The sequence below is a fragment of the Parerythrobacter lutipelagi genome, from assembly GCF_005434975.1.
Lineage (GTDB): Bacteria > Pseudomonadota > Alphaproteobacteria > Sphingomonadales > Sphingomonadaceae > Parerythrobacter_A > Parerythrobacter_A lutipelagi.
Map to the genome: position 1 here is coordinate 1692548 of NZ_SKCJ01000001.1, position 9783 is coordinate 1702330.

Annotated in this window: 10 protein-coding genes; 1 reads left to right on the forward strand and 9 read right to left on the reverse strand. The window is 60.4% G+C overall.

What is annotated here, in order from left to right; genetic code table 11:
- Positions 1–68 precede the first annotated feature (68 nt).
- The 6 genes from phaZ to E0502_RS15310 form a co-directional block, all read right to left on the reverse strand.
- Complete coding sequence (gene phaZ / locus E0502_RS08365) at positions 69–1277, reverse strand: polyhydroxyalkanoate depolymerase (RefSeq protein WP_137677434.1); 1209 nt, start codon at positions 1275–1277, stop codon at positions 69–71.
- A gap of 81 nt (positions 1278–1358) precedes the next feature.
- On the reverse strand, positions 1359–3011 hold the full coding sequence (locus E0502_RS08370; protein WP_137677435.1) for a PHA/PHB synthase family protein: 1653 nt from the start codon (positions 3009–3011) through the stop codon (positions 1359–1361).
- Positions 3012–3156: 145 nt separating this feature from the next.
- Positions 3157–3792: a S24 family peptidase gene (locus E0502_RS08375; protein ID WP_137677436.1), complete on the reverse strand. Its 636-nt coding sequence runs from the start codon at positions 3790–3792 to the stop codon at positions 3157–3159.
- Between the two features lie 303 nt (positions 3793–4095).
- Positions 4096–4290: a DUF6961 family protein gene (locus E0502_RS15195; protein WP_192895932.1), complete on the reverse strand. Its 195-nt coding sequence runs from the start codon at positions 4288–4290 to the stop codon at positions 4096–4098.
- Positions 4287–4418 carry a hypothetical protein gene (locus tag E0502_RS15410; RefSeq protein ID WP_275668355.1) on the reverse strand — a complete coding sequence of 44 codons (132 nt, stop codon included), beginning with the start codon at positions 4416–4418 and terminating at the stop codon, positions 4287–4289. Before E0502_RS15410 ends, E0502_RS15195 begins: the two co-directional genes overlap by 4 nt.
- A complete protein-coding gene (locus E0502_RS15310; protein WP_240048916.1) occupies positions 4418–4945 on the reverse strand; it encodes a thermonuclease family protein in 528 nt (175 codons plus the stop codon). The genes E0502_RS15410 and E0502_RS15310 overlap by 1 nt, the downstream gene beginning before the upstream one ends.
- Before the next feature lie 157 nt (positions 4946–5102).
- Between E0502_RS15310 and E0502_RS08390 the strand changes: the two genes are divergently transcribed.
- On the forward strand, positions 5103–5312 hold the full coding sequence (locus E0502_RS08390) for a hypothetical protein (RefSeq protein WP_137677438.1): 210 nt from the start codon (positions 5103–5105) through the stop codon (positions 5310–5312).
- Position 5313: 1 nt separating this feature from the next.
- On the opposite strand, the gene E0502_RS08395 is transcribed toward E0502_RS08390, so the two are convergent.
- The 3 genes from E0502_RS08395 to traF form a co-directional block, all read right to left on the reverse strand.
- Positions 5314–8016: a conjugal transfer protein TraG N-terminal domain-containing protein gene (locus E0502_RS08395; RefSeq protein ID WP_137677439.1), complete on the reverse strand. Its 2703-nt coding sequence runs from the start codon at positions 8014–8016 to the stop codon at positions 5314–5316.
- A 10-nt stretch (positions 8017–8026) separates the two neighbouring features.
- Positions 8027–9463, reverse strand: coding sequence for a conjugal transfer protein TraH (locus E0502_RS08400; protein ID WP_137677440.1), 1437 nt, complete (start codon positions 9461–9463; stop codon positions 8027–8029).
- Positions 9453–9783 (reverse strand): conjugal transfer protein TraF (gene traF, locus E0502_RS08405; RefSeq protein ID WP_137677441.1); only part of this gene is annotated, 331 nt, incomplete at its 5' end. The genes traF and E0502_RS08400, both read right to left, overlap by 11 nt.

Below are 9783 nucleotides of genomic sequence, written 5' to 3' on the forward strand. Positions count from 1 at the left end.
CGAAAGTCCGCTTTCCGCGCATTGTCGGCCAGAACCGGACTATCCGCTTACGGCCCAGAAAGCGCCATTCAAGCTTCGATATGGGTCCGAATTACCGGGAAGATTTCAGCGGCGAACTTCGATCCTGAAAAGACACCGTAGTGCCCGACCCCTTCCTGGATGTGGTTGTGCTTATGCTTCGCCGGGATCCCCGAGAAAATATGGTGTGCCGCTTCTGTCTGGCCTGGGGGGCAAAGGTGGTCGTTTGCGCCCTCCACGGTCAGAACACGCATCCCTTCGACGGAAGCAAAGTCCACCTTCTCTCCGCGGTATTCCATCAGTCCGCGCGGGATATGATGCTCCATGAAGACCTTGCGCAGGCTCTCGATGTAGAACTCTTCGGTCATGTCGAGCACCGCAAAGTACTCGTCATAGAAGCTGCGGAACTTGTCGGTGGCTTCCTCCTCGCCCCTGATCGAGTTCTTGGCGAACTGGGCGTACTGGCGGAAATGGGGTTTGGGATTGAGGCCGATAAAACCAGTCAGCTGGTAGAACCCCGGATACACCCGCCTGCCGCTTCCGGGATAGCCCGGGGGAACCTTGTGGATGTTGTTCAACTCGAACAGCTTCAACGGCAGCTTGTTACTCAGCTTGTTGATCTTGCCCGGATTGATGCGCGTATCGACCGGCCCGCCCATGAGCGTAATGGTTGGAGGAACGAGTTCGGGATTGCGCTTGGCGAGGATCGCAGCGGCGACCATGGCGGGCGGGGCGGCCTGGCAGGTTGCGACAAGATGCGTGCCCGGGCCCATTGCCTCGATGAAGGCGATGAGGTGATCGACGTACTCGTCGAAGCCGAACTCGCCTTCTGACAAGGGAACGTCGCGGGCGTTTTTCCAGTCCGTGATGTGCGTGTCGAAATACTGGGCGAACGCCGTAATCGTCCCCTGGAGCAATGTCGCGTGATGTCCTGACAGCGCTGCTGCGATCAGGACCTTCTGCTTTTCGCGCCCGTCGGGAGCGCTGAAGCGCAACAGATCGGCAAAGGGCTGGGTCGCCACGACTTCGGGCTCGATAAGCACGTCGACATCGCCGAGATGGTCGCGGACCTCGTACTTTGGCTTTCCGTAGTCTTTCAGTTGCCGGTGCGGGAGTTCGAACAGCGTTGCCATGGTCCGCATGGTCAGGCTGGAGCGCAAAGGGTTGAGTTCGCTGCGCGCCATTTGCGTGCCGACCTCCAGCCAGGCTGCCAATGGGCGTGTCGCAAGGCGCGTGGCCTCGTGCGCGAAATAGATCAAAAGTCACCCCGTTTTTGCGCGATATTACGGTCGATAAGGCCAAGCGGTAACGTATGTGGTTCAGATAGCAAGTTTGCTTTATTATTGTTTCACATATTCGCCGGGAGCATCCATCAGCGGCTTGTGCTTCTTGGAACCCAGTTCCTGCTTCGCCGCGATCATGCTGCCGCTGCGTTCACCGCACCACTTTGTCCAGCTCTCCCACCAGCTGCCGGGCCTTCTCTCGCTGCTTTCCAGCCAATGATCGGCATCGTCCTCATCGAGCGGGCCGATGTTGTGGTAGGCCTTCGGATTACCGGGGGGGTTTACCAGGGCGGCGATATGTCCCCCGTTGCTCAGCGCAAACGTCTTCGATCCTCCGAAGAGCTTGCCTGACTGGTAGCAGGCCTTCCACGGGGTCAGGTGATCCGTGACAGCCCCGACAAAGAACTTGTCGCACTCGATCGCGGCGAGGTCGACCGTCTCGTCGAGCAGGCGATATTTACCCGGTTCGGCCAGATCGTTGTCTTCGAATAGCTTCAGGAAATCCTCGTGCAGCTGGGCGGCCATGTTGCTCGAGTCAGCGTTCCAGGCGAGAATGTCGAAGGCGGGCGGTTCGTCGCCCATAAGGTAGTTGTTGACCCAGTAGTTCCAGACGAGGTCGTTCGGACGCAGCCATGTAAAGATCTTGCCGAGTTCACTGCCTGGCAGGATGCCTTTCATCCGCGATTGCGCCTTGGCCATGCTGAGCATCGCCGGAAACCGGAAGGCGCCAAGGCTGGCATCGGTCTGGAAATCGAGCATGGCGACGCACAAGGTCAGACTGTTGAGGCGATTATCGCCCTTCGATGCAAGATGGCCTGCGACCATGCCTGACAGTATGCCGCCTGCGCAAAAGCCGAGGATGTTGATCTTGGGCTGGCCCGTTACTTCCGCGACGACCTCGGTCGCCTCGAGGACGGCCTCGGCATAATCGGCGAGGCCGAAATCACGCTCGTTCGGCGACGGGTTGCGCCAGCTGATCGTGAAATACTGCAGGCCTTGAGACACGGCGAACTCTGCAAAGCTGCGTCCCGGAGCAAGGTCGGTGAAATAGTACCGTCCGATCTGCGGCGGGACGAGCATGACGGGAACTTCGTGCACCTTGTCCGTGCTGGGCGCATACTGGATGAGTTCGAACATGCGCGTCCTGTGGATGATTTTTCCCGGCGTCACGGCAAGGTTCTTGCCGACCTCGAAACTGGAAGTGTCCACCTGGCGAGGCAGACCGTCGTTCGACTGGAGATCCTTGAGGAATGCCTGGAAGCCGCGAGCAAGGTTGCTGCCACGCGTTTCCATGGTGCGCTTCAGTGCGGCCGGGTTGCCTGCAAGCGTGTTGGTGGGCGAAAGCGAGCTCGTAACAATCGATGCAGCGAGTTCGGCGCGCGACTTTTCTTCCAGCGGAAGGTCGTCGGGGATCATGGCCTCGACGGCTTCACACATTGCCAGATAAGCTTGGGAGAGTCGCTTGTAGAGAGGATTCTTGGTCCAGGTTTCGTCCTTGAAACGCCAGTCCCTGCCGTCGGGCTCGATCTCAGACTTTCCGATGCCGATCTCGAACAGCGCCTTGTAGAACTGGAGGTTGGCTTCGATCAGCGATTTGGGGTTCACCGCTTTGAGGTAGGATGCGAAAGGCCCAGCCGGGCCGATCACACGTTCCATGTTCTCGCGAAATATTCCGAAAACATCTGACTGCGGCGCGCTGCTATTTTCCACTTCGGTCCCCTAAATCCAACTGCGTGGTTATCCCACAGCTTCTTCGGAGAATCCACCATCGCGTCCAATGCCGGGGCCGGCTTTGCGGAGTGTATGGCTATGTGCAGCGCGCGTTTCGGCGCCGGCACGGCCCCGAAACCGAGCGTCACATCGCCCGGCCAAACCAGATCACGCGTCCAACCACATGGACTTGGGAGCGATCCATGTCGTGCCAGGTCGGGTAGGCCGGATTGTCGCTTGAGATTGTAATCTGCTTGGCACCGGGCTTGATGGCGATACGCTTGACGACAAGCGCATCATCGGCGCGCAGCACATAAATGCCGTCACGCAGCCGTGAGCCGTGATCGGATGCATCGACGAGTACCTCATCACCATCGCTGAGGGTTGGCTCCATGGAATCGCCCATGACACCGACAATCGAAAGGCTTGCGCTTTTCGCCGAGGTCAGTCGGCGGAGCCAGCGCTCATCGAACCCGAAGCGCGTTTGCGCTGTTTCGCTTGCCGCCACCGCGCCGAAACCTGCGGACGCTTCCACATCGAGCACGGGTATCTCGACCATGCCATCGCTCACAGGATTGGCCGGTCCGCCCAAAACCTGCTCGTCGACACCGAAGAAGCTCGCCAGTGTCTTGCGATCCTCGTCATCGAGCTTGCGAGGTGAGCCGCGCTTGATGAACTGCTGGACGTACGCCGGGTTGCGACCGAGCAGCCGCGAGATCGATGCGTAGCCGTATCCGCCCTTCAGGATCAGCCGGTCGAGCTCTTCTCTGACATGTTCCATTCGCCTGTCCTTCCAATCACGAGCGTAGGAATTTTCCTAGACTCGCGGACGCGATCCTAGTAGGAACATAACAAGAACACAAGAGAATTGCGAGTCGGAGCGGAACGGAAATGAGCCTGCTTGAACAGATCGAGAAGCATCTGAAAGAAAACCATATTTCGGCAACCCGTTTCGGCAGGAGAGCGGTCGGCGATCCGCGATTCGTGCTCGACTTGAGAATGGGGCGCAGACCCCGTCGCCGAACCATCGAACGGCTGGAAGCTTATCTCGCATCATCCCAATCGTCGGTGAGTAATGGCGCTATCAGGAACGCTGAGTGTGATCGCTCAACTGTTCCCACCGACGCGCAACCTGCTGCCAAAGTTTCGCGCCGTCCGGCTCGTTCGCGCGGGTCAGCTGGTCGATCTTCGCATCGATGAAATCACGGCCACTATCGCCGTGATGCTTCTCGACCCAGAGCGCCATTCCCCACAATTCCTGGTCGCGATTGAGTGTCAAAGCAGCGACCGGATAGCTACGGCGATACCGAGGATGATCGGAATGCCGAGAATCCAGGCTTCAAGCTTTAGCTTCCTCTCGTTCGTACCGCTCGCCAGCGGTTCGTCTCTATCCGGCCAGACACGCATCAGCACCAAGGCTCCCGTCGCCCGGTCCATGTCCGTGCAAGACCTTCGCTAACCAATTGATCGCCCAGAGACCGTCCGTCACGCATCAGGACACGCAATTTGCGACCGTACTGGTCTTCGTCCCGGTTGCCGATCGGTACTGCGGAAAATTCGCCTTGGTTAAGCAAGACAACCAGCCGGTCACGAGCCTTGATGCCGAGCTCGTATTCGTAGTCGCACCTGGGTTGCGAGATTTCCGGCGTATCGATGTCTGCCACGCGGATCTTTACGCCTTCGAGCCAGATCGTATCGCCATCGACCACACAGGTATTCCTCACCAGCCCGCATACGCCAAAGGTATGTGTGGTTCGCGCCTCGGCGCTGGCAGAACCAAAGGGCCAATTGATCCCGATTACACCCCCAAGAATCCCGGCGAACAATCCGCCCAAGACGAGAAGCAAAAGTTTGCGCCTCTTGTCTCGCTTCTGGCGGACGGCTCCGCCGCGAAAATCGACGACGTTTGGTTCTGATGGTTCGTTCGTGCTCATGATCTGCTCTTCAATACCGTGTGTTCTTTCACTTTCCTTGAACATCGCCAAGCCTTGCGAACTCGCTTTCCCGATAGTTTTGAGCTACTTTCGTGCGAACGATCAGTGGGAAGAGTGGAGAAGAGGGGGCTCCCTTTTTCGCGAAGGAGAAGAAGCGATGAGCGGACCCGAAAACACACCACCCAAGGGCAACAAGGACTGGGAGGGTTTTCGCGAGATCGATCGCGCGATCGCCGAGAACCGTGTCACATCCTACACGTGGAAGAAGACCTGGGCTGACCCGTGGGGTAAAGCGGGCCTGATCCTCTTTGGCATCCTTTTCGTTGCTTTTGCAGTGTATGTCGCGATCTACGACGGTCTGATTTAGGCTACCATTCCTTCACATCATCGGCAGCGTCCGCAGACGCGCCCTTCGCATCGCGCGTCTTCCGGTCGAGGTAACCCTTGACGCTTCCCACCCTTCGCTCGCCTTGTTGCTGTACCCGTTCGACATCGCGTGCGATCTCGTCACGACCGCCCGAGGGTTCCGCTAGTGAATCGGGCACCCCGCCAAGACTGACCGATCCGCGCACGCCGTTTGCGCTACTCACGGAGGGTCGGGCGACAGGGGCATTGTCTGGAAGTACGAGTTCGCTCGCAATATCCTCGTTGAGCTGCTCGGCGTAGCTCTCGACGAACCGCGCCTGGAGCTGCTGGCCGCGCGCGCTCATCTGGAAATCGATATCGTCGAAACGGACTTGGCCGTAGTAATCGCGGTTGGCATCGATCTCCGTCATGCCCCATTCCCGATAGGCCTGGCTGAGATTGAGCGTGCCTGCGGCATTGGCGCTTTCGTACCAGCTTGCCTGGTTTTCGAGACGGCTGGCGATCTCCTCTGCGCGGCGCGCTTCGCGCGTGTAGCTCTGCGCCTCTGTGATCGAAGTTGTGATCCCGGCAGAACTGCTCGAGACCAGTGCCTCGGAACTCGAGCTCGTCTCGCGCAGGAACCCTTCGCGCGTGTTCGACCAGCTACGGCTGTCCGAGATCTGGCGCAGCGCGCCCATGATCCGTGACCGGTCTTCAGAGGCAATTCCGATATCGCTGTCGGTCCAGCTCTGATTGCGACCTCCCTTGAGACCAAGATTGCCACTGACAGAACCGCGCTCTCCTTTCACGCCGAGCCCTGCATCTCCATTCAAGAACCACGACACTGTGATATCATCCGCCGCGCGGCGCGAGAGTCCGAATTGCTGCTGGAGTGTCTTCGAAGCATTGTCGACCTCGCTGAATGCGCTGCCGATGCTGTCGCTGATGGAAGTGCCGCTGACACTCTCGTTCGAGCGCGAACGGGTGTAGGCATCGCGCAGTTCGCTGAACCGCGTGACCGCCGAGCTGGTCGATTGCTGGGCAAGGTTGGAGAAGGTCTCGCTCTGGCCGCGGCTCTGGCTCGCCATGGTCGACAGCCGGCTCGAAAAGTCCTGCCCGAGCGTGGGTGTGAAAGGATAGCTGGAGGTCGGCACGGTGGCGAATTCTGCCTGCGGAAAGCCGGTTGTCTGCGTGCCGCTCTCACCAAATCCTCGTGTCTGGGCCGCGCCATAGGCGATGTTTGGCGCAAGGCTGGCCTGCGCGAATTGCCGCGAGAACACGCTCGAATTGTCGAGATTGGTGTTCCCGAGCGAGACGTTGCCCGTGCTCGCTTCGCGTGCGGCTTCTTCGGCCGCATTCTGGCTCGGATTGAGGTAGCTCGTCGCCTGGCCCGAGATCGCCATGGCTCCGCGCGCAACGCCGCCTGCGAGGAACGGTATCGAGGCGACGAGATAACCGGCAAGAATGCCGATATCGTTGTTGACGTCGGTCATCCCCGAGAAGGTCGCGAGCGTGAGGCCGCTCGCGCCGCCTGCTGCCGCAACATCGCCTGCGCCTTTGAGCATCAGGATCATGTGCAGGATGACGAAGAGTGGTCCCCAGGCGGCGAGGTAGAAAAACCCCGTGACATAGCCTCTGAGTGCGATCGGCCCGGTCCTTGGCATCAGGAACAGCGGGAAAAGCACCGGGAAGAGCGCGTAGAAGACAACCGTCAGAACAACATTGAGGATCGGTACCCACTTCATCGCATTGTGCGCGATCGAGGAATATGTTCGCTCGGTCTGGATGTCCGCGCGGGTCTGCGCGAACACATCGACGCTCGATGCACCGCTTGCACCTGCAAAGCCATGCATCGCCTGGTTCATCGCGTTGATTGTCAGGACCTGGCGAAAGATGCTGCTCGCGTCCTTCGAAATGCCGGTGAGATATTGGTAGGCCACCGGTAGGTCCGCTATGAGCTTGGCCTTGGCGAGCGCTTCGGTCTGCTTGGGATAGAGCTGACGACCGGCAACGAGCGTCATATCGTCGATCATACCCGCCCACTGGTTCGAGAGCGCGGTGTAGGCCTCCCGGCAGGTGACGATTGATGCAGTGACGCTGTCATCGGCCTCGCGGGTCAGGAACTTCTGCGCACGCGCCGCACTCCCGGGCGCAATGGTTGTCCAGATGTCGTTGCTCTCGGACAATTCCTTCATCGAATAGCGGCCGAGCAGCAGGTCGTAGAACACGCATTGGCGGACGTGCTCGTCGAAATTGGCGGCGAACTCGGGATCGGCGATGCGCAGGGAGCGTGTCGCCTCGAGCAGGCGCGCGCCGTAGATCATGCCGTTCTTTGAATAGTTGAGATCGTCGGGAAGCCCGAACACGGTCTCGGCCGAGCGGGTGAGGTAGTCGCCCGCCTGGCTGGTGAAGCTTGCCATCAGGGCAAGACCGAGCGGCACGTTCGCGACGGTAGCCGGAGCGAGGCTCGGATTGACGCGGTCGGTGACCTGCACATCCATCCGCGGCACCATCAGGCACATGTAGATCAGCGTCGCGCCCAGAAACCAATTGAGCCAGGCACGCCAGTCCTGGTTAAACGCCACCACGATCACCGCAAGCGCGAACCCCATCACCAGTGCGACCTGAATCAGGCTCTTGTAACCGCCAGCGCCAGTCCATGCGGCGACAGCGTTGAGGACGTTGACGATGTACTCGCCGCCGCCAGTTGTGAAGATCTCGACCATGGCGCTCGCCTCAGGGGACGATCGAGCGCGACTGGAGCCCGCGCGACCAGTCGAGCGCGGCGGACATCGAGGGCGACATCGAGGCGGCAAGCGCGTTCTCGATCATCGCGGTCTTCTCGATGATCTGCATGATCGCCGAGACCTTGGCCTGTCCCGTCGCCTGACGCTGGACGAGACCCGAACGCACTTCGGCAATCTGGCCGCGCCAGATCGCGAGCTTGGCTTCATCGGCGGCGATGAAGCTCGCCATCGAGCGCCCGGCTTCCGACACGATGCGGTCGAGAACGGCATAGAGCAGATCGATGCTGGCGATCTCGGCGAGCGTGTCGCGGTCGTCGGTCGGCATGCCGCGGCCATAGGCGGCCTGGACCGTGAGGATCTTGTACAAGGGGACCGAGGCGACCTGCAGAAGTTCCTTTTCGGCATTGCCGATCGCGGTGTCGGCCCGGATCGCATCGACCATGTTCCCGATCAGGAGCGTGACCCGCGGGCGGATGGCCTTTGCATTCGATAGGCTCATCTGCTCGAAGGTGGGATTGAGGCAAAGATCGGTCTCGTCGCAGCGGAAAACGCGAACAGTCTGGCCCTGCGTCCCGTCGAGCAGTGCGCTCACCAGGGTGGATGAAGCATCGCCTGCGAAAGGCACGAACTTGCCTGCCTCGTCGTCCCTGGGCGGCACATAGATCACCGTGCCGATCAGCGTCATGGCGTATTCGGCAAGCTCGCGGTCGAATGTGCCGCCGGGGTTGAAGAAGGCGCTCTTTTTCAGAACGTGCCAGGTGTAGTTGCGCGCCACGCCCGGATTGATGTCGGCGTAGTCGGCGCCGGCGCCTTCATTCGTTGAGGCGCGCTGCCCGCGCGTGCCGCAGCCGTGTTTGGCTGCGGCATAGTCGGTGAAGATGCCTTCGGAATTCCCGATCGCTTCGCAGATCGCCTTGTCGGCGAGATCGCCCTTGGGCCACAGGCCTCCGACCAGCCCCTGCGCCATTTCGCAGGAGTTGATCGAGAGGTTGTTCATGAGCTGCGCCTTCTGCGAAAACTCCTGCATGATCTTGTTGCACTCGGGGCAAACGGTGTCGATCGCGAGGCTGAAGGCGAACCCGACCGCGTTGTTCGCCACGGCTTTCAGGAGCGCGACCATCTCGCTCGCATTGATGAAGGAGAAGGAGCCCGCGAAGATGTCGATCCCGCCGCAGCCCGCGCGGGCGCGGGGCAGCTGTAGGTTGGCCACGTTGGTGGTCTTCTGGGGGAAGCGCGTCCAGACATTGCCGAGGCTGTAATAGCCCGCCGACTGGCCTTCGAAAGCGGTCGGGCCGATGACATTGGCCGCCGCGCCCATGTCGTCCATGAACCGGTCCATGCTGTCGCCGACATTGGCGGCGACGGGTGATGCGACCATGCTGGCAGCGGCGAGGGTCAGCGCCGCGTTGCGAATGCTAGTAATCATGTCCGGCTTCCTTCGAGGTGAGGAGATAGATGCGGTCCTGGAGCTCGTCGGCCGAGAGCACGCCGTATCCGATCGGGATCGGGCGCTTGGTCGCGCTGTCCCACAGCACGAGCGCCGGGGTGGCCTTGCCTTCAAGACCGAGCCTGGCGCGCTGGTTGGTCTCGACCTTGTAGTCCGGGAAATGGCGCGAAGGACCGCCATCGGTCGAGATGGCGCGCACAGTGATCCGCCAGCGGTCGGCGACTCCCTTGACGATGGGGCTCATCACTTCGCACGGGCCGCAGGTGGCGCTGAAGAAATAGAACAGGCCGTAGCGCTCG